This is a genomic window from Paraglaciecola sp. L1A13, from assembly GCF_009796745.1.
Taxonomy (GTDB): domain Bacteria; phylum Pseudomonadota; class Gammaproteobacteria; order Enterobacterales; family Alteromonadaceae; genus Paraglaciecola.
The window spans coordinates 3444016-3464631 of the sequence record NZ_CP047024.1 but is presented as its reverse complement, the minus strand read 5'-3'; the positions used below and the strand labels follow the sequence as shown (position 1 = coordinate 3464631).

The following is a 20616-nucleotide window of genomic DNA, read 5'->3' as shown; positions in this document are numbered from 1 at the left end:
GTTAAATGAGAATGGAAAACGTTGATAATGACTTCATCACGATGTAATCAATGTTACGCGCAATGCACCATGAGTTTAAAGCCTAGTCTTGCCCATTAATTAAAGCTTGGTGAGCGTGAACGAGTCTTTTTGTATATTCATCTTTTGGCCAATGAAAAATCACATCTGTCTTACCTGATTCTACAACCTTGCCATGCTTCATCACCAATATCTTGTCGCTAATGTGGCGCACTATCCCCAAGTTATGTGAGATAAAGATAAAGCCTAGACCAAGTTCTCTTTGAAGTTCCATCAATAGATTAACTGTTTGCGAGCGCACCGATGGATCCAATGCGGCAAAAGGCTCGTCGGCAACAATAACTTGTGGGTTCAGTATTATCGCTCGGGCAAGGGCTACCCGCTGTTTTTGGCCGTCAGAAAGCATATGGCGGTAAAAAAAACGATGTTCAGGCAGCAAGCCAACAAGTTTAAGTGTCTGCTCCACTTTTATGATCCGGGCTCGCGGATCTAGGTTGGTATTGAGCTTAAGTGGCTCTTCTAATATAGAACCTAAGGTTATGCCAGGATTCAGTGACTCATTACTATTTTGAAATACCATGCGGATATTGAGCACACGGTGTTTATTGTCGTACTGCTCTAGTTTACGTTCATTAAGATATATGGACCCACTATCAGGACGCTCTAAGCCAACAAGCAGCTTTGCAAGTAAAGATTTACCCGAGCCATTTGCGCCAACGATGGCTAGCGTTTCACCTGCCTGAATACTGAAATTAACCGGGCCTAAAGTGAACCTTTTGCCCTTATGCTGCCAACGTTTACCGTGACAGTTTTCGAATGTTAGGTTTTCAACAGAGAGTAAATCGTTCACTTTTGATCTCGGTGTAATGGGAAATGACAGCTATAAGTATGTTCATGAATACGACGAACTTCTGGCACCTTTACGCATTCTCGGCGGGCCCTAGGACATCGAGGTCCCAATCTACAGCCTATAGGTAAATGTTGAAAGGTGGGTATTGTGCCACCTAATGAACTTAAAGGTGATTTAGGCGGTAAATCAGTGCGAAAGCTTGGGGCGCTCTCAAGTAATGCTTTGGTGTATGGATGCAACGCGCGTCGGCGCAGTTGGTTCATACGGCCACTTTCAACCGTTTGACCACAGTACAATACGGTCATATGGTCAGCCATACTGGAGATGGCTAATAAGTCATGACTTACAAAAAGTATACTGAGTTTTCGAACTTGATTGACTCGCGTCAATAATTTCAATATCTGACTTTTGTCAGTGATTTCCATGCCCCGGGTCGGATCGTCAGCAATAATCAATTTAGGTTGTGAGGCTAGCGCCATAGCAATCATAAACTTTTGACAGATATCATTAGGAATTTGATGCGGTAAACTACGCATATAAGCTTCATGGTGTTTTATACCGACCCGATGAAGCAGTTCAGATGCGTACTTCTTGCGCTGTTTCGCGCGGTTCCAAAACATGCCTTTTTCTAGGTTGGTGGCCAAAATAACTTCTTTTAACTGGTTACCCAACGTCACGATAGGATCGAGCGAACTTTTTGGGTTCTGGAATATGACCGAGATATCTGAGCGAATAATTTTACGTCTTTCACGAACTGACATCTTGAGTAAATCTTGTCCGCGCCAAGTCATACGATCTGCGGTGATCCGCCAGCGGTCTGAAATAGCCCCTACGATGGCTTTGACGATTATACTTTTACCTGAACCTGACTCACCCACAAGCGCATGAATTTGTCCTTCAGTGATAACAAGATTTATTTTGTCTAACGCTTTGATCCAACCACTTTGCGATTCAATTTCTAAAGTCAGGTTTTTAATGTCGAGCAAAATCATTAACGTAGCAACCTGTAACGTAAGGCGGATCGCAAACCATCACCGACTAAATTAATTGACACCATCATGAAAAATATAGCGGCACCTGGTAGGGCGATATTCCACGGTGTTACATAAGCAGCAGACAAACCTTCGGATAACAACGCCCCTAGTTCTGGGGATGGTGCTTGTGCACCTAAGTTTAGAAAACCTAAGGCACTAATATCAAGAATAGCCACAGACAGTGCGAGCGTGACTTGCACTACAAGCATTTCAGCCATATTAGGCAGAATAGAATTGAAAAAGATATGCACTTTACCAGCACCGTCTAATTGAGCGGCTAGTACATATTCCTTTTTCATTTTTTGCCGCACGATATCCCGAGTTTGATGGATAAATTGTGGAATTAGCGCAAGCGAGATAGCCCACATACTGTTAACCAGACCGGTACCAACAATCGCGATAATAATAATCGCGATAAGCAGAGTAGGGATGGCCATGATGGAATCTAATAAATGATTTACCATACTGGAGCGAAAACCCTTACTCATGCCAGCCATTGCACCGAGAGCTACCCCAATCAACATCGATACAACAACCAGCAACAAGCTGATCCCAAAAGTCATTCTGCAGCCATAGATAATGCGCGATAGCATATCGCGGCCTAAACCGTCGGTTCCAAATAAATGGCTTATATCACCGTTGTTGTCCCACGCAGGGGGAACCAACAGAAAGTCGATATGTTGCTGAAGCGGATCAAATGGCGCTAAAAAGGGGCCAAATATCATGATGAATATAAAGAAGATAACGCAATATAGACTCACTACAGCGGCATGATTTTCTTTAAATTCCTTCCACGTGTTTTGTATAGGAGAAGGATAAAACTCTTCTTGGTATAAATTAAGACGTGGCATCTTCTGGCCTTCTGCGAGCTGGATCGAAAATTTGAATCACCATATCGCTAGTGATGGTAAATGTTAGAACGAGTGCGGAAACCGCTAACATCCCTGCTCGAATTGCGGGAAAGTCTCGCTGATAAATCGCTTGAATTAAGCCATTGCCAATCCCCGGCCAGGAAAATATAGTTTCGACAATCATGGCGTTAGTCAGCAATGTTGTAAACTGCATAACCAGTAGCGGCAAAATGGGTATTAACGCATTCTTAATACCATGACGTACAAACACCTGTCTGGGGCTCAAGCCTCGCGCATAAGCAGCTTGAATATACTCGCTGTTCATTACTTCTACTACAGAGCGACGTGTAATTCGCAGCACAATGGTAGAGGTAACAATAGCAATAGACATACTGGGCAACACTAAATGACGCAGTGCATCTTGAAATGCAAATTCTTTGTCTGGCACGTCACTTAGTAAAATATCGATTAAGATAAATCCTGTGTCGTACGGTATATCATAGAGAAGGCTAATTCTGCCAGAAAGTGGGAACCAACCTAGCTGGACTGAGAAGACTAAAATTGCAATTAATGCCGCCCAAAAAACAGGAATTGAATAACCGATCACACTGGCCGACAGCAGTGAGTAATCAATAAATTTATGATGGCGCAAACCGGAAAGAAAGCCCAGCGGCAAACCAATAACAAAGGAGATGACGAGCGCGTAGGCACTGAGTTCAACGCTGGCAGCAAGAGAGCGGCTAATTTCTTCAGCAAGGGGTAGGCCTGAACTAAAGCTCAATCCCCAATTACCGGTAAATAGATGATTTATATAATGCCAGTACTGACTAAAAAGTGAATCATTCATCGCATACTGCTGAGCCAATAATGCATAGGTTTGCTCTGAACTACCACGGATACCGGTCAGATTAACCAACGGATCTCCTGGGAAGAGATAAGCCAAAGAAAATGAGAAAAAGCTCAATATAAACAAAGTTAATATAAGTAGGCTGATGTGGCGTAACATAATTTTTAGCATTATGGCTTACTCACATTTCTAAATTGAATGCCGCCATAAGGATTTATCTCAATGCCTGTAACATCGTCTCGATAAGCCTGATAACGAAACGCATGTGCAATTGGCATAAGCGGCATTTCTTGGCTAATAAGTTCAATTGCCTTACTGTAAAAGTAAGCGCGATCTTCTTGGTCGGTATAGGTTAACGCTTTGTCGATTAAAGTATCATACTCTTTAGAACACCACCGGGCGCGGTTTGTACCCGAATCGATAGCAGCGCAAGTTAACAGTGGTCGGAAAAAGTTGTCAGGGTCACCATTGTCAGCTGACCAACCAATCAACACTGAATCATGTGAGCCTTGATTTAACCGCGCTCTAAAAGTAGACCATTCGTAACTGATAATATTTGCATCAATACCTACATCCCTTAAATAACGTTGCATTAGCTCTGCCATTTTCATGGCATTGGGATTATATGCTCGCTCAACGGGCATCGCCCAAATGGTCATGCTAAATCCTTCTTCAACACCGTTTTCACGCAACAGTTTAGCCGCCTCAATGGGATTGAAGCTTGTGTTTCTTGAGTCAGGTTGAAACGCCCATGATGAAGGGGGAATAATAGAAGCAGCAGGAATGGCACTACCGAAATAGATAGCTTCAAGTATTGCGTTTTTATCAATAGCCAATGCTAGCGCGCGACGCACTTGGGGGTTGTCAAACGGTGGCTTCGAGGTATTGAACGCCCAAAATCCAACGTTTAAGCCTGGTTTTTCGTCCAGTATCAGCTCTTTACGTTTGCGAATGACGTCTAACTGACTATGAGTCGGAAACGCCATGGCATCGCATTCACCGGTCATTAATTTAGCAAGACGCAGTGAACTTGAGGGGGTGATATCGAAAATAAGTTGCTCAGTGGTACTGCGCTCCCGCCAATACTCTGTGTGCGCGTCAAAGCGAACAAACCTGTCTTGTCGAAAGCTATTAAATTTAAATGGACCCGTTCCGATAGGTTGAGTATCAATAAGTTCAGGCGTTCCTACTGCTTGAAGTTGCTTAGCATACTCCGCAGATAAAATAATTGAAAAGTCAGTGGCTAAGTTGGCTAAGAAAGAACTTTCAGGTCTGACTAAAGTCACCTTAACTCGATAACGGTTGATGCGCTCAATACTCCCTATTAGATCGTCCAAGCCTACGCTATTGATATAGGGGTAACGTCCGCCAGATACCTCGTGGTAGGGATGATTTTCATCACGCCAGCGGTTGAAACTGAAAACAACGTCATCCGCATCAAATGAACGTGATGGCGTGAAATAAGCAGTGCTATGAAAGGCGATATCTTTACGAAGTTGGAACGTGTAGGTTAAGCCATCTGAACTGGTAGACCAGCTACTGGCTAACCCTGGTACTATTTCTCCCGTGATTAAATCAAAGTCCAGTAGACGATCGTAAATTTGATGAGATGATACGTCAACCGTGGTGCCCGATGTGTCGAGTTGGGGATTGAAGCTGGCAGGGTTACCTTCTGAGCAGTATATAATCCCATTTGGCTGCTGATGTTCGGTATTTTGGGGATTACAACCCAGCACGCTTAATATTCCACCTGAGACTAAACATGCAGAAATAAAGCGAGAGAGATATTGCCGACATACATTCATAGTGGTTATTCTCTGTCTTCTAGGGGGGTGTCGAGTAAATTATATTTCTTCAAGTAACCACGTAATTGGTGATAAGTAAGTGACAATCTATCCGCTGTTTTCTTTTGATTATATTGGCTCTCGGCTAATGCCTGCTTAATTAAATCAATTTCAAAATTTTGCGATAGTTCCTTTAAATCAACCGGAAATTGAAAGCTATGGTTCGTTTCTGATGTTGCGTTATGTGTATTTTCAGGCAGCGAAGACCCTAGATTAGGCTCGGCAACAGGTAACTCTTGGGGAGATGCTTGGGCTAACTTGATGCGATCAGATGTACGCGTTCGGTTAACTGGGCGAAAAGGCGACTCAAAGGGGTCGAGCACAATATTATGCACCGGAATATCTGGGTTATTAGACCGATATACTGCTCGTTCTACAACATTTTTGAGTTCACGAATATTGCCCGGCCAGTGATGCTCAAGTAATATCCGTTTTGCTGTTTCAGTAAAGCCACTGAAAAGCTCCATCTCCAACTCTCGGGCCATATTAATAGCGAAATGCTCTGCGAGCATCATAATATCGTCTTTACGCTCCCGAAGCGGCGGTAAAGTGATAACGTCAAACGCCAATCGGTCTAACAAATCGGCTCTAAATTCACCGCTTTGGGCTAAAGCTGGCAAGTCTTCATTAGTCGCAGCGACGAGACGAATATCCACTTTCACACTCTTCGAGCCGCCTACACGTTCAAATTCACCATATTCGATTACGCGTAATAGTTTCTCTTGAATTAATCCTGATGTATTCGCTAGTTCGTCGAGAAATAAAGTGCCACTATCTGCGGCTTCGAAACGACCTTCGCGACGTTTTGCTGCACCAGTGAATGCGCCTGCCTCATAGCCGAATAATTCACTCTCGAGTAAACTTTCGCTTAAGGCCGCACAATTGAGCTTTGAATAGGTTTGATCCCAGCGTTTTGACAGATAGTGTAATCGGGCAGCCACGCCTTCTTTTCCGGTTCCTCGTTCTCCAATAATTAAAACGGGTTTATTCAGTGGAGCAATTTGCGAGATTTGTTCCAGCACTTCGAGGAAACTATTGGATTGTCCTAACAAATTATCTTGTTGGCGAAAGCGGCTCATCAATATCCTCAAAAAGTGGTGTAATCGACTAACTTGTGGTGTATGTAATTATAATTGTAGATCCCAGTACCCACAGAGTAAATTAATATTTGTTTAAAATCAGATATTTAGTAATTAAACTAAGTTGGCCTGCTAATTGAATACTATTAATCAACACGAGCGTCCTGCATTTGTTTGATGCTCACCATTAGCCGACATTATATAGAGGTAAAGACTATGGGTATATTCTCTCGTTTCACAGACATAGTGAACTCAAATATCAACGCCATTTTGGATAAAGCTGAAGATCCTGAAAAAATGGTACGCCTAATCATTCAAGAGATGGAAGACACCTTAGTAGAGGTTCGCTCAGCGTCAGCGAAAACCATTGCTAATAAAAAAGAAATCACAGCGCAAATTGGTAAGTTGCGTAATGAAGGAAGTGATTGGCAGAGTAAAGCTGAGTTAGCCATTAGTAAAGAGCGTGAAGACTTAGCCCGTGCAGCATTGCAAGAAAAGAAAAAATGCGATGAGTACGCGGTATCACTGCAAACTGAATTGAATGCTGTTGATGAGCAAATCAGCAAATTACAAAGTGAAGTGACACAATTACAAGATAAATTAGCCGATGCAAAAGCGCGTCAGAAAACGATTATTATGCGCCAGAAAACAGTGAGTTCACGGCTGGATATTAAGCGCACTTTAAACGATGGAAAAGTGGATGCTGCGATGGGACGTTTTGAGCAATATGAGCGCAAAATCGACGATCTTGAATCTCAAGTTGATGCATACGACCTAGGTAAGAAAACCTTGGCAGATGAGTTTGCTGACTTAGCCGTTGACGATGAAATTGATGATGCATTAGCGGCTTTAAAGAAAAAAATGAAAAAACAGTCTGTAGACGCTAAAAATCAAGACTAATATCGATTAAAGGAGAGAGGTTGTGGAAGATATCATTGGGATAATTATTGCGCCAATCATCATCTTTATGGTGATTGTCGCCCCGATTTGGTTAATTTTGCATTACCGCAGTAAAAAACAGATTAGCCAGGGATTGTCTGACGAGGAATACGCTACCTTGCAGGGTTTAGCGGATCAAGCAGACAAAATGGCTGATAGGATACATACGTTAGAGTCTATTTTAGATGCTGAGGCACCCCAGTGGAGAAATAAGGTATGAAAACGCGAGGCGAGTTAACACGAGATCCAGACAAAGGAAAGATTGCAGGAGTATGCGCGGGTGTCGCTGAGTATTTTGGTATCGAGTTATGGCTAGTACGCATTTTAGTGGTGTCAGCCTTTTTCTTAACGGCTGGTACATTTATTGTTGTCAGTTATGTAGCGGCTTGGTTTATTTTAGAAAAAAAATCAACACGCCACGGACCTTCGCATTTCAGGGGCGCAAGCAGTAAAGCAGGTGATGCCACCACTAGCGGTAAGGGCTGGCATAATGCAAATGACGACGAAGATGAGAAAGTTAAAGTGAAGTCAAAGGTGTGGCAATCTGGTGAGCCACCCAAGCAAGCATTTGCTGATATTAAGCAGCGCTTCGAGAAAAATGAAGTGCGTTTAAGACAGATTGAAACCTATGTTACATCTGCTCAGTACCAGTTAAATCGAGAGATTAATAACTTATAAAATGCAGTAGATACACCTTAAATCGGCCTAAAGACGTTTGTAATGCGGTAGGGCCGATTCACTTCCCCCTTTGAATTTCACATCTGGACTCCATATAAAATATCTAGCAGACCACAAAATTAGCTGCTGAGTGTTGGACGTACGTCAACTAGGAAGTCGCGATGAAAAAATACTTAACTACCAATCATTTTATCGACAAAGTAAAACGAAACGTAAAGGTGACCGGTGCTCGGCTTGCTGATAGGCATCTTAATCTCGCCGTAACAGGTTTGAGTGGGAGTGGAAAAACAGCATTTATTACTTCTATTATCAATCAACTCCTTGAGGCCAACGATAGCGCTGAGTTACCGTTTTTCTCAGTTGTGCGTGAAGAGCGCCTATACGGAGTAAAGCGCGAAGCACAGCCTAATTTAAGCTTGCGCCGGTTCGAGTACGAACGCGCAATGCAGGCACTTAATGCCAATCCACCGGTTTGGCCTGAATCTACTACCGGCATTAGCCAAGTAAGATTACATATTCGTTATCGTAAAAATCATGGTTTATCACGTTACATTAGCGAAGATGCAAAATTGATTTTGGATATCACCGATTACCCCGGAGAATGGCTGCTGGATTTACCGTTATTAGAAATGGATTATTTGCAATGGTCTGAGCATTGCGAGCAAGAAATGCTCGCTAAAGAACGACACCCAATTGCCGCTGAATTTCTTGCGTTGCGAGAAAGCCTAAATTTAAGTGATGTGGGGGATGAGTTGGCGCTTAAGAATATTGCCAGCGTATACACCGATTATTTACATAAATGTAGAGCCGCTGGTTTTCAATTACTGCAACCTGGGCGTTTTATTTTGCCTGGTGAACTAGCTGGAGCGCCAGTATTAGACTTTTTTCCGCTGTCTGAAGATCAAATTCAACAATTAGCGAACAGGCATGCTAAAAAGGGTAGTAATAGAGACCTGCTTTTTAAGCGTTACGAGCATTATCAGGAGCAGGTAGTAAAGCCGTTCTATGTTCAACACTTTAAACGATTTGATCGTCAAGTAGTGTTGGTTGACTGCTTATCTGCTTTGAATCATGGTAGCGCCCATTTTAACGATCTACAACGTGCGCTTAATTGGTTACTGACCAGTTTTGAATACGGTAAATCGAATGTGTTATCTCGTTTGTTTTCCCCTAAAATTGATAAGTTAATTTTTGCCGCCAGTAAAGCTGATCACGTTACCCCTGATCAGCAGAGCAACTTAGTTAAATTACTTGATTCCATGTTACATAACGCCCGAAAACAAATGCAATTTGATGGTGTCTCGACAGAATCAACGGCAATTGCTGCCATACGTGCATCTCGGGCGGGAAAGGTCGTTCATCAAGGCGAAAATATTCAAATTTTACAGGGAAGCGACCAGGCTGGGGAGCCTATCCGGTTATTTCCTGGGGATGTGCCATCTAAATGTCCAGACAATCAATTCTGGCAAAACCAGGGATTTGATTTTCCTAGATTCGCACCGCCAAACCGTGCCGAAAATCAGGCGCTACCTCACATTCGGATGGATAGAGTTTTGGAATTTATTTTAGGGGACAAAATTCAATGAGCAGTCATCAAGATGATTTGAAAGCCCCAGTCGATAAAGTAATGAGTGAGCCATCGATTAAATCGAAGATTATATTACCCGCCGAATCGGACCCTAGTCACGCTGAACATATTCGCCAAGCAACCCCTTTGGATCTGAAAATTGAATGGCAAGCGCTTGACCGAGAAGATTATTATTCAGCGGAAACAGACCTAACTGGTCCAGACACACATACTTTGAAACGCAAACGTTGGATAGGTAAATTTATCGCATGCTTGAGTGTCATGGTGTTAGTACTTAGTTTTGTCGAGTTGGGACTGTTTATCCGCGATATGTACCTGCTTAAAGATTGGATAAGCGGTTTATGGTTGGGGGTGGGGGTTTCTATATTAGTGCTACTGATCGGCGCAATTTATAGTGAGTGGCGAGGCTTACGAAGGCTTAAAAAGCAAAGTGCCTCCCGTCAAACGTCCAAGGACTTATATGCTACGCCCGCCATTGGTTTAGCCAAGCAACATTGTGTAGACATTGCCGATACATTACCGCCTGGATACGAAAACGCGATTGCATTATGGCAGCAAAGTATCGATGAGCATCACACTGATAAAGAGGTGTTGAGTCTATTTGAGCAACAAGTCATAGCCAAAGTTGACCAAGCGGCCTTAGCTAAAGTGATGCGTAATGCTGGTGCATCAAGCGTTATGATCGCGGTTAGTCCTTTTGCATTGCTGGATATGGCTATTGTGCTGTGGCGAAATATTCGCATGATGCAACAAGTCAGTGAAGTCTATGGGGTACATTTAGGTTATTGGGGTCGAGTTGCGTTGATACGTCAGGTTTTTCACAGCATGCTTTATGCGGGTGCGGCTGAAATTATCTCTGATGCTGGAAACTATGCACTTGGTGCCAGCTTGACCGGAAAACTCTCAACCCGAATAGCACAGGGCATGGGAGCTGGTGTGTTAACCGCACGGATTGGCTTAAACGCTATTCATAGTTGTCGCCCTTTACCTTGGTTATCAGTAAAACGGCCCGGGCTGAATCAATTAAGCAAAAAAATATTGACCGACCTACATAAGCAGTTGAAATAAAGGCAATATAATTCAAAAGACAAAACGATCTCGACCCGCACTTGTAGCCTAATGTTTACGTATTGTGAAATTATCGTTACTTGCTTGTGGCTTTAGATCTCGCCAGCTTTGGGTAAACTTCGTCCCAAGAATGACTCAAATATGGCAGTTTTGTTATTATGGCTACGCACTCGCAATATACGTCTCATACAGCAGACGAAAATGGTTTCGTTCATTGGAGCGATGCAGAAAATAAAATTTGGCAGCGTTTAATTACTCAACAAGAAACGTTGCTTAAGGGACGCGCGTGTGACGAATACATTCGTGGATTAGCATTGTTAAATTTACCAAATGATCGCGTGCCTCAGCTAGATGAAATTAATACCGTATTAGCTAGCACTACAGGTTGGCAGGTTGTACAAGTACCTGCTCTGATTAATTTCGATTCTTTTTTTAAATTGTTAGCTAATAAGCAGTTTCCAGTTGCCACTTTTATTAGAAATAATGAGGATTTTGAATACTTACAAGAGCCAGATGTTTTTCATGAAATATTTGGTCATTGTCCGTTATTAACGGATCCTGCATTTGCTCACTTTACCCACACATATGGAAAACTCGGCTACGCTGCATCTCCTAAAGAGCGGCAATATTTGGCGCGCTTGTACTGGTTTACCGTGGAATTTGGTTTAGTTAAAACGGCAGATGGTTTACGCATTTATGGCGGTGGCATCCTCTCATCGGGGAAAGAGACACGATTCGCTCTGGAAAATGACGATGCTATCCGCCGAGATATGAACCCATTAGATGCAATACGAACACCTTACCGAATTGATATTATTCAACCTATTTATTATGTGATTGACTCAATGACGTCGCTTTTTGATCTGGCAAACTCGAACATTATGCAATGGGTAGAAGAAGGCCAGAAACTCGGACTAACCCCGCCTAAATTCGAACAAAAATCTAATTTGGCATGTTAATGATATTTACATTTAGTAACAATCTGCTATGAAATAAGCCATTTAAAGGCTCTTTTTTAAGGCTAATTTGATGTGCTGCACATGCTGATTGTGTAATAATATGTTTACAATAATTTGAAGTAAGAGTTTTATGCGTCTGGAAATAAGTTGTCAGGATCGTTTGGGTATCACACAAGATGTCCTTGACATTTTAGTCAGCCATGAAGTGGATTTACGCGGTATTGAAATCAATGAAATGGGAAAAATATACCTTAGTTTTCCCAATATGGATTTTGAAAATTTTAAACATTTGATGCCTAAAATTAGAAAGATAGAAGGAATTGACGATGTCAAAACGATTCCTTTTATGCCTCTTGAGCGAGAGCAAAATCAACTTCGTGCGTTATTACAAACGTTACCAGATCCCGTTTTTTCAGTTGATACCAAGGGGCGAATTTTACTGGTGAACGATGCGGTGACGACTAGCTTAGAATCTGAGCGCCAAGCACTAATTGGTGTTGAAATTGATGAGTTGGTGAAGGGGTTTAATACTTTGCGATGGTTGGAAAGTAAGCAGCGCAGCAATATTACCCAAAAAGTACGTTTTATAGAGCAAAATTATTTAGCGGATATTCTGCCTGTAATGGTTCCTGATTCTGGTGGCGAACCGATTTTAGCTGGTGCGGTTTTTATACTGAAATCAGAGCAACGCCTCGGACAACAGCTTACGGTATTTCATCAAGCATCTTTAGACAGCTTTATGTCGATTCAAGCCTCGAGCAAAATCATGAAAAAAGTGGTTCGGGAAGCAAAGCGTATGGCAGAGCTCGATGGGCCCATTATGTTATATGGAGAAACGGGCACTGGCAAAGAACTTATCGCCAATGCTTGTCACGAAGCGAGCCGCAGAAAAGATGCTAACTTTTTGGTTTTAAATTGTGCTTCATTACCTGACAACGTAGCTGAAACCGAATTATTTGGTTACGCTGCCGGTGCCTTTGGTCAGACCTCAGGTAAAGAGGGATTACTGGAACTCGCCCAAGGAGGCAGTTTATTTTTAGATGAAGTAGGGGACATGTCACCGCAACTACAGGCCAAGTTACTCCGTGTATTGCAAGACGGTAAGTTTAGACGTGTTGGCGATACCAAAGAGGTAAAAGTAGATGTACGTTTTATATGTACAACGCAAAAAGATTTAGCGCAGTTGGTTCAAGAAGGGCGTTTTCGTGAGGACTTATACTACCGGTTAAACGTACTGAGCCTGTGGATACCGCCGTTGCGAGATCGAAAAATGGATATTATTCCTCTGGCTGAGACATTTTTGAAACAACAGAGTTTAAAGCTTGGGCGCAAAGTACCTAAGTTAACAAAATCTTGTGTGGATTATATTCAGGCGTACCCGTGGTTTGGCAATGTGCGTCAATTAGAGAATGTGCTTTACCGAGCGGTTTCATTACTTGAAGGTAACGAATTGAGTAAAGAGCATATTCAAATACCCTCTAGCGCTAATGAGATGAGTTTCGTCACTGAGAACTTTGAAGGTAGTTTAGATGAAGAAGTTAAACGCTTTGAAAAGAGCATACTGCAACGTCTTTATCCTAGTTATCCTAGCTCTCGCTTATTGGCTAAAAAACTTGGCTTAAGTCATACCGCTATTGCCAATAAATTGCGTGACTATGGGATCAATAAAAAGTCCGTAAAGATTTAACTACGCTCCTGTAGCGTTAAGCTGACAGAAAAGCGCACACAGATGGCGCTTTATGCCGTTTAAAATGAGCAAATTGGTAATGTAAACTTTATGTTACTTTTTGTCCGGTTCTTCGTTATTAGCTATCGCACGCTTAGCTCTATCCAACACATAATTTTTGCGGTTTATTAGTGTTTTAACACAACTAACTCCGAGAAAATCATGTGTTCAGACATCCACTACAACCCATTAAATACTGACGGTTTCGAATTCGTTGAATATACGGCTGCAGATGAAAAAGGCATTAATGATTTGGCTAACTTGTTCATATCGTTAGGCTTTGCGGAAGTAGCAAAACATCGTTCAAAACGTGTATGGCTTTTTAAACAGGGCGATATCAACTTCATCATTAATGCTGAGCCAGCTTCGCAAGCAGAGGAATTTGCTAGGCTGCGTGGACCCAGTGTATGTGGCATGGCGTTTAGAGTGAAAGATGCCAAAGTGGCTTTGGAACACGCCATTGAAAACGGCGCGAAGCCATTTAAAGGTAATCTTGGTGCGATGGAGCTTAATATACCTGCTGTTTACGGTATCGGTGAAAGCACGCTTTACTTTGTTGACCGATATGGTGATGACTCAATTTATGAGGTCGACTTTCGATTTTACCCAGGCTGGCAGGAAAAAATGCGTCTCTGTGATGCAGGTCTTCAAACTCTCGATCACCTTACTCACAATGTTAAACGAGGCAATATGGCTGTCTGGGCAAACTTTTATGAGCGCTTAGGTAACTTTAGAGAAATTCGTTATTTTGATATTGAAGGTAAGCTGACAGGTTTGGTCAGTAAAGCAATGACGTCACCTTGTAGAAAAATACGTATTCCAATTAACGAGTCTTCTGATGATAAATCACAAATTGAAGAATTTATTCGTGAGTACAATGGTGAAGGAATTCAACACATTGCATTATCGACTGAAGATATATACCAAACCGTTAAGACCCTACGTGATATTGGCGTTAAGTTTATGAGCACGCCAGATACCTATTACGCTGGCGTTGATGAACGAGTGTCTGGCCATGGTGAAAACCTAGCCGGCTTGCGGAACTTAGGCATTCTGATTGATGGTGCACCGACGAAGGATGGTATTTTACTGCAGATTTTCACAGATACGGTCATAGGCCCAGTGTTCTTTGAAATTATTCAACGTAAAGGGAATGAGGGGTTTGGTGAAGGTAACTTCAAAGCTCTTTTTGAGTCAATAGAACAAGACCAGATACGTCGCGGCGTAATTGACGAAAACACAATTACTGAAGTTAGTGCACAATAATTGTTCTTGTTTTTCTCAGTGTATAATTGACTTGGTAAGCTGGCACGACAAATTTTGAGTTTGGCGCTGCTGTTAGTGAAGCAGGAAATCCTGCTTCACTAAAGAAAATCTATTGTTGTTTAATAGGCAGTTCAGTTGTGTTTTTTACCTGTTTCAGGGCAAATGTGGAGCTGAGGTGATCCACTAGAGGTAAATGCGTTAATTTTGACTTGAGTAAGTGTTCGTATTCTTCAATGCTTTCTACTATCACTTTCAATAAATAGTCTTTTTCACCGCTAGTAGTGTGACACTCCACTATTTCATCGATACTTTGAACCGCTTTCTCGAAGTCATTTAATGACTCCCCATCGTGGTTTTTTAACGTCACATAAATAAATACAGAGACACCTAAATTAAGTTTCTTGCTATTTAGCAAGGTCACTTTTTGCAAAATAATACCGTCTGCTTCCATGCGTTTAACACGTCGCCAACATGGCGTATGGGACAATCCGACTTTTTGGCTTAACTCAGCCATAGATACGGTGGCATCTTTTTGCATTACTCTTAAAATTTCGCGGTCAAACTTGTCCAATTTCATCATTATTTTTCAATTTATAGCGAAGTAAAATTCGCGGCTAGCATGCTGAAAAATATTATCATTTTCAAGCACAGATATTAGGATACATATCCTATATTAAGTCTTGGATAATGACTACTGTTGCAGTGTAGTAATTACGTCATAATAACATCGCAAGGCATGTCCTCTTTGATCTGAGCTAATATAAGCTACGCATTAAAAACCTAACGCTGAGAAAAAAATGTCTGTTTTTGACCACATCGAATTTGACGAACATGAACATGTTGCTTTTTGCCACGACAAAGAAACAGGATTAAAGGCGATTATTGCCGTTCATAATAGCTACCTAGGCCCCGCGTTGGGCGGTTGTAGAATGTGGCCTTATGCTAGTTCCGATGAAGCGCTAAACGATGTGCTGAGATTATCAAAAGGTATGACATATAAAGCTGCGATGGCGAATCTTCATCAAGGTGGTGGTAAGGCCGTTATTATTGGGGATCCTAGAGTAGATAAAAGCCCTGAAATGTTGAGAGCGATGGGGCGTTTTGTTGAGAGTCTAAATGGTAAGTATATTAGTGCTGAAGACTCAGGAATGTCAGTGAGTGACTTGCAGCTAATGGCACAAGAGTCTTCTTATATAGCAGGTACAAAAGCGAGTTATCATTTTGCTGGGGAAGAGGCGGACGGAAATCCTTCACCATCGACTGCCTACGGCGTGTTTATAGGTTTGCGGGAATCCGTTAAATATAAATTTGGCACAGACCTTCAAGGAAAAAAAATCGCGATACAAGGCTTAGGACATGTCGGTTATCGTTTAGCAGAGCACTTGCACCGGGAAGGCGCTGAATTATATGTTGCTGATATATATCCCGAAAGCCTTGAGCGCGCGAAAAAACATTTAAATGCGACAGTGGTATCTCCCCATGAAATATTGCAACTGGACGTTGATGTCGTAGCTCCTTGTGCAATGGGCGCGACAATTAATCATCAGGCAATAGGTCAATTAAAAGCACAAGTTATAGCCGGTGCTGCGAACAATCAGCTAGCGACAGAGAACCTCGGTGAGTTATTGCGTGACAAGGGGATTTTGTACGCGCCAGATTACGTGATTAATGCTGGAGGCATCATTGATATTTATCACCAGCAAATATCGAGTTCAAACGAAGCATTAAAAGCGCATTTAGAGAAAATTGGCCAGACGCTAAATGAAATATATATGCGTGCAGATGAGCAAAATTTAGCCACAAATATCGTAGCTAATTCAATTGCTGAAGAAAAATTTAAAAAATAGTGCGGAAAAAGGTAACTAATCGCGGATGTGGCTTGCATCTGATTTTAGTTTTGTCATAATGCGCCGCCTGAATGATATCGAATAACATCATCACTCAGGCGAGTTTCTATGGTGGTCCTTTGGTCCCTCCGCAATGATACTCTGTGGACTCGGTCAGGCCTGGAAGGGAGCAGCCGCAGCAGACGACTCATGTGCCGGAATGTGGCTGGAGGACCGCCACCCAATTCCCTTTATTCCAATTATTTATTCTCATTTTTATCTAGAAAGCTGATGGCTTTATTAACGGCATTTTGGGTGTTCATCTCCATTTGCTGACGTTCACTCTGGGCTAAGTAAAATGACATATCAACCTCGTAACGAATGTAACGAGGGGGAAGTTGATTTAGCGCTAAACAACAAAGATCAGCAATGTAATCTTCCTCTTTAGTTGACGGTAGCTTTAACTGTGCAATATGGGCGAGCACCAAATGTTCGTAGTAATTATGGATATCATCATCAAGTTTCATTTCACTCTCCATTTTTCTGGTTGGCAACAAACGTAGCATTTAGCGCAGGTTTATACTAAATTTTTGACAAGACGTTCAATGCAAATTCACGTAACGAATATTTCGGTTAGAAATTTTTTAACCTAAATAAGCATTGCTCCAATCTACCGATTTATATATTATTCAACGAGAGGCGCACTACCTCGAAATAAAATATTCGATCGAAATAACATAAACTTCGACGTTATAAATAAATGATATCAATAATATATTCATGGTCCAGGGAGACATACATGTTTAATTTTAGAAAGAGCGTTGCTGCGCTAGCAGTCGCTGCGTCATTGGGTTATGCACTGCCTGCACTTGCTGCTTCAAATACTCAGGGCGGCCTTGTTGGTCAAGCCATAGATAGCTCCGGTAGTACAATCAGTCAAGCCGAAATTACTATTAAAAATGTTGATACAGGGTTAACGCGTACAGCAATGACTGACAGTGAGGGTAACTATCGTTTTCCTTTGTTGCCAGCGGGTAAATACGAAGTTGTTGCCCACAAGGATAACATTGGTGATTCTACTTCTGTTGAAATTGGGATCCGCATCGGTCAGAACGCAAATGTTGATTTGTCTGTCGCAAGTAGCTCTATGGAAGTCATTGAAATTACTGGCAGCAATATATCGATGATGGATGTGGCAAGCAGTGAATCAGTGATGATTATTGACAGTTCCACTATTGATCGTTTGCCCGTCTCACGTGATATTGCCTCTGTTGCCTTACTTGCGCCTGGCGTGAACCAAGGTGACTCTGCATTTGAGGGGGATAGTAAATTAGTCTCATTTGGCGGCGCATCTGTTGGTGAAAATGCCTTTTACATTAATGGATTAAACACAACTAACTTTCGTAACGGCTTAGGTGGTTCCACTGTGCCCTTCGAATTCTATGAACAGTTTGAAGTGAAAAGTGGTGGTTACGGCGCTGAATATGGCCGCTCTACTGGTGGTGTTGTTACCGCTATTACAAAATCTGGTGGTAACGATTTTAAATTTGGGGCAACTGCTTTCTATGAACCCGATGCCTTTCGTAAAGATAAGCCAAATGTTTACTCTGCTGATGGGGATTTGGTTCAAGTAAATAATCAGGATGAAGCGGATAACTACGATTTTAATGTGTATGCATCAGGTGCCATTATAGAAGATTCGTTGTTTTACTATGTTCTATTGAATCCTCGTAAAGAAACTTCATCGTACAATTCTTCTACATTGGGAAGCTCAGCTTTTTATGATAAAGATGAAGAATCTTTGTTTTGGGGACTAAATATTGATTGGTATATCAATGACGATAACATTGTTGAATTGACCGCATTTAGTGATGAACGTGATACCGATCTTACCACCTCGACTTATGACCAAGAGACTCAATCAACATCGAGCCCGGGTTTGTCTAAATTGACTCGTGGCGGCCTTAACGTTGCGTTAAAATATACGTCTATTATTACCGACAACTTGCAAGTTAGTATGTTAGCTGGCTTAAACCGGGCTGATCGTACAGATTCAAGTGAATTTGACGCGACTTGCCCATATATTGTTGACGATAGAAACGATACGCCAACTAACCTTGGTTGTTGGGCTAATTCTAATGCCGTTACTGCCGACGATGAAAGACAGGCGTTTCGTATCGATGTAGATTATTACTTGGGTGATCACGCCTTGCGTTTTGGTTTAGATGTTGAACAAAACACCATTAACAATATTGAGCAGTACTCTGGTGGTAAATATTACCGTTATTATACCGCTGGTGATGGTGGAGCGTTCAATGGCGCTCTTGCTGAAGGTGATGAATATTACAGACTACTCGAACGTAACAGTAATGGCTCATTTGAAACCGATACTAGTGCCTTTTATTTAGAAGATACATGGCAGGTGTCAGATGATGTTGTACTGACGTTAGGTGTGCGTAATGAAACCTTTGATAATAAGAATGCCGAAGGCGATTCTTTTATTAAAGTGACTAACCAATGGGCGCCGCGCTTAGGTGCTAGTTGGGACATAAATGGTGAAGGCATCACTAAAGTCTTTGCTCACTACGGTAAATATTACTTACCTGTGGCGGCTAATACGAATCTACGCCTTGCTGGCGCAGAACTATATACACGTCGTTATTTTGCACTTGATGGGTTAACCGCTGAATCGTTACCGACGAATGATTATTTTTCTGCTGTAACGGGTACTACAGTGACTCACCCAGAACAGCTTAGTGATACAACCGTTTATGATGACGGCATTGCTAACGATACGAGTTCAATCGTTGATGGAAATATCAGCCCCATGTACCAAGAAGAATATATTTTGGGCGTGCAACATCAGTTAAATGACGACTGGGTCGTTGGATTGAGAGCGACCTATCGCGACTTGGCAACCTCTATTGAAGATATTGCTATTGATGCAGGCCTACAACGTTATGCAGACGAGAATTCTGGCGTTGATCTCGACTTAGGTGGCTTTGATTATTACGTATTAACAAATCCAGGCAATGATATGTCTGTTTCAGTTGATGCTGATGGTGATGGCGAGTTGGATAATATTATATTGACTGCTGAGCAGTTAGGCTACCCAGAAGCTGAGCGTCAATATGGCTCGGTTGATTTTACTTTTGCAAGAGCATGGAAAGAGGATTGGTTCTTACAAGGTTCTTACACATGGTCTCATAGTTGGGGGAACTCAGAAGGCGCCGTACGTTCAGACAATGGACAGGATGATTCTGGTTTAACAACCAACTTTGACCAACCTGGATTAACACAAGGTGCAAGCGGTAACTTACCAAATGATCGTCGTCACCAAGTTAAAGTATTCGGCGGTTATGCAGTAACTGAAAATATTTCAGTTGGTGCGAGCTTTAACTGGCAGTCAGGTCGTCCACGCAATGCATTTGGCTATCACCCAACTGATGTTTTTGCACAAGCTTATGGTTCTGAATCCTTCTACCAAAACGGCACGATTGTTCCACGTGGTAGTTTAGATAACCAACCTAGTTATTGGGCATTGGATTTAAACGCTAAATACAATACTGAAATTAATGGTGCAGCGGTTACATTCGGACTTGATGTATTTAACTTGTTTAATAACGACAGAGTTCGTCAAACTTATGAAATTGCTGACTCAGAAGATTCGGGTGAATTTGAAGGTGTTGGAACTCATCCTGCTGACCCTTACTACGGATTGGCTGACAATCATCAAACACCAAGATATGTGCGTCTAAGTGCATCAATGCGCTTTTAAGCTTTCAACTTAGTGATTGACTAAGAGGCGTTCATGTAAATGAGCGCCTTTTTTTTTGGATGCTGCAATTTGAAATGGCGATGTTAGCGGTTTTTAACGTAGGCCTTTTGCAAGTTTATTTAATGCGCAGAACGTGACGGTTTGCTGCATAGCTTTTATTCAATCGCGCTTTTCACAAGAGTGGTTCGTTATTTTATCTTGGCTGTTGAGCAAGTCTTATGCCTGATTTCCTCCCATTTATTTGTAAATAATTCGTGACTATATG

The 20616-nt window shown here is 42.0% G+C and carries 18 protein-coding genes and 1 other RNA gene; 11 read left to right on the top strand and 8 right to left on the bottom strand.

The features are described from left to right. Positions 1–82 precede the first annotated feature (82 nt). Genes GQR89_RS14590 through pspF form a run of 6 tightly spaced genes read right to left on the bottom strand, consistent with a single transcriptional unit; the run spans position 83 to position 6523 of the window. Positions 83–868, bottom strand: a complete 786-nt coding sequence (locus tag GQR89_RS14590) for an ATP-binding cassette domain-containing protein (RefSeq protein ID WP_158770711.1) — start codon at positions 866–868, stop codon at positions 83–85. Further along, entirely contained in the window at positions 865–1860 is a 996-nt protein-coding gene (locus tag GQR89_RS14585) for an oligopeptide/dipeptide ABC transporter ATP-binding protein (RefSeq protein WP_158770710.1), read from the bottom strand. The genes GQR89_RS14590 and GQR89_RS14585 overlap by 4 nt, the downstream gene beginning before the upstream one ends. Next, positions 1860–2753 (bottom strand): ABC transporter permease subunit, encoded by an 894-nt coding sequence (locus tag GQR89_RS14580; protein WP_158770709.1) that lies wholly within the window; start codon positions 2751–2753, stop codon positions 1860–1862. Before GQR89_RS14580 ends, GQR89_RS14585 begins: the two co-directional genes overlap by 1 nt. After that, positions 2740–3771, bottom strand: coding sequence for an ABC transporter permease subunit (locus tag GQR89_RS14575; RefSeq protein ID WP_158770708.1), 1032 nt, complete (start codon positions 3769–3771; stop codon positions 2740–2742). The genes GQR89_RS14580 and GQR89_RS14575 overlap by 14 nt, the downstream gene beginning before the upstream one ends. Continuing rightward, entirely contained in the window at positions 3771–5405 is a 1635-nt protein-coding gene (locus GQR89_RS14570) for an ABC transporter substrate-binding protein (RefSeq protein WP_158770707.1), read from the bottom strand. The genes GQR89_RS14575 and GQR89_RS14570 overlap by 1 nt, the downstream gene beginning before the upstream one ends. A gap of 5 nt (positions 5406–5410) precedes the next feature. Then, on the bottom strand, positions 5411–6523 hold the full coding sequence (gene pspF, locus GQR89_RS14565; protein WP_158770706.1) for a phage shock protein operon transcriptional activator: 1113 nt from the start codon (positions 6521–6523) through the stop codon (positions 5411–5413). 216 nt (positions 6524–6739) lie between these two features. Here pspF and pspA point away from each other — a divergent pair, with 216 nt between their 5' ends. From pspA to hppD, 8 genes are all read left to right on the top strand, one after another. Then, positions 6740–7423, top strand: coding sequence for a phage shock protein PspA (pspA, locus tag GQR89_RS14560; protein WP_158770705.1), 684 nt, complete (start codon positions 6740–6742; stop codon positions 7421–7423). A 22-nt stretch (positions 7424–7445) separates the two neighbouring features. After that, on the top strand, positions 7446–7682 hold the full coding sequence (pspB, locus tag GQR89_RS14555) for an envelope stress response membrane protein PspB (protein WP_158770704.1): 237 nt from the start codon (positions 7446–7448) through the stop codon (positions 7680–7682). Next, positions 7679–8140 (top strand): envelope stress response membrane protein PspC, encoded by a 462-nt coding sequence (gene pspC / locus GQR89_RS14550; protein WP_158770703.1) that lies wholly within the window; start codon positions 7679–7681, stop codon positions 8138–8140. The genes pspB and pspC overlap by 4 nt, the downstream gene beginning before the upstream one ends. Positions 8141–8301: 161 nt before the next feature. Then, the gene (locus GQR89_RS14545; protein WP_158770702.1) at positions 8302–9726 is read left to right on the top strand and encodes a YcjX family protein; all 1425 of its coding nucleotides are present in this window, start codon (positions 8302–8304) and stop codon (positions 9724–9726) included. Further along, a complete protein-coding gene (locus tag GQR89_RS14540; protein ID WP_158770701.1) occupies positions 9723–10796 on the top strand; it encodes a YcjF family protein in 1074 nt (357 codons plus the stop codon). The genes GQR89_RS14545 and GQR89_RS14540 overlap by 4 nt, the downstream gene beginning before the upstream one ends. Before the next feature lie 158 nt (positions 10797–10954). Then, positions 10955–11755, top strand: coding sequence for a phenylalanine 4-monooxygenase (phhA, locus tag GQR89_RS14535; protein WP_158770700.1), 801 nt, complete (start codon positions 10955–10957; stop codon positions 11753–11755). A gap of 130 nt (positions 11756–11885) precedes the next feature. Next, entirely contained in the window at positions 11886–13442 is a 1557-nt protein-coding gene (tyrR, locus tag GQR89_RS14530; RefSeq protein ID WP_158770699.1) for a transcriptional regulator TyrR, read from the top strand. A gap of 201 nt (positions 13443–13643) precedes the next feature. After that, on the top strand, positions 13644–14747 hold the full coding sequence (gene hppD / locus GQR89_RS14525) for a 4-hydroxyphenylpyruvate dioxygenase (RefSeq protein WP_158770698.1): 1104 nt from the start codon (positions 13644–13646) through the stop codon (positions 14745–14747). A gap of 109 nt (positions 14748–14856) precedes the next feature. Here the strand turns inward: hppD and GQR89_RS14520 are convergent, their stop codons facing one another. Next, entirely contained in the window at positions 14857–15324 is a 468-nt protein-coding gene (locus GQR89_RS14520) for an Lrp/AsnC family transcriptional regulator (protein ID WP_158772279.1), read from the bottom strand. A gap of 220 nt (positions 15325–15544) precedes the next feature. Here GQR89_RS14520 and GQR89_RS14515 point away from each other — a divergent pair, with 220 nt between their 5' ends. Together GQR89_RS14515 and ffs are read left to right on the top strand one after the other, a co-directional pair. Beyond that, positions 15545–16594, top strand: a complete 1050-nt coding sequence (locus GQR89_RS14515) for a Glu/Leu/Phe/Val dehydrogenase dimerization domain-containing protein (protein ID WP_158770697.1) — start codon at positions 15545–15547, stop codon at positions 16592–16594. Between the two features lie 117 nt (positions 16595–16711). Continuing rightward, an RNA gene (gene ffs / locus GQR89_RS14510) (signal recognition particle sRNA small type) lies at positions 16712–16808 on the top strand. Positions 16809–16833: 25 nt separating this feature from the next. On the opposite strand, the gene GQR89_RS14505 is transcribed toward ffs, so the two are convergent. Beyond that, complete coding sequence (locus GQR89_RS14505; RefSeq protein ID WP_158770696.1) at positions 16834–17100, bottom strand: late competence development ComFB family protein; 267 nt, start codon at positions 17098–17100, stop codon at positions 16834–16836. A 272-nt stretch (positions 17101–17372) separates the two neighbouring features. Here GQR89_RS14505 and GQR89_RS14500 point away from each other — a divergent pair, with 272 nt between their 5' ends. Beyond that, a complete protein-coding gene (locus GQR89_RS14500) occupies positions 17373–20351 on the top strand; it encodes a TonB-dependent receptor (protein WP_158770695.1) in 2979 nt (992 codons plus the stop codon). The last annotated feature ends 265 nt before the right edge of the window (positions 20352–20616 follow it).